Source organism: Vogesella mureinivorans, assembly GCF_007644035.1.
Taxonomy (GTDB): domain Bacteria; phylum Pseudomonadota; class Gammaproteobacteria; order Burkholderiales; family Chromobacteriaceae; genus Vogesella; species Vogesella mureinivorans.
Genome location: NZ_VMTV02001165.1, coordinates 1 through 467, shown reverse-complemented (window position 1 = coordinate 467; position 467 = coordinate 1). Strand labels below are relative to the sequence as shown.

General features: G+C 69.2%; 1 protein-coding gene. It reads right to left on the bottom strand.

Features of this window, described 5'->3' with window-relative positions; translation table 11 throughout:
- Positions 1-24: 24 nt before the first annotated feature.
- A partial coding sequence (locus FLQ44_RS23335; protein ID WP_439144965.1) for a DinB/UmuC family translesion DNA polymerase occupies positions 25-467 on the bottom strand: 443 nt, incomplete at its 5' end.

The following is a 467-nucleotide window of genomic DNA, read 5'->3' as shown; positions in this document are numbered from 1 at the left end:
CCCGCACGCCTCTCGTGCGGCGAGTTACTCCCCGCGCACGAACAGACTGCCCTGCCGCGGCAGGCTCTCCGCCTCCACCAGATTCGCCAGCCCGACGCCTGCCAGCCGATAGCGCGTGCGTTTTGGCAAGTCGACGCGCGCACGCAGCGCCAGTGCAATCTGCAAGAGTTCCTGCCATGAGGCCGGCGGTGAGTCCGAGCTCAGGCTGCGGGTGAGGATGCGGAAGTCGGTGGTTTTCAGCTTCAGCACCACGGTCCGGCCGATCCGCTGCGAGCGCTGCGCCGCCGTCCAGACCTTGCGTGCCAAGGGTTCCAGCTCGGCGCCGATCGCGTCCAGATCCAGATCGACTGCGAAGGTGTCCTCGGCCGAGATCTGCAGGCTGGGCCGCTCGGGTTCGACCGGGTGCTCGTCGATGCCCAGCGAGAGCTCGTGCAGGCGCCGTCCCCAGCGGCCGAAGCGGGCGATCC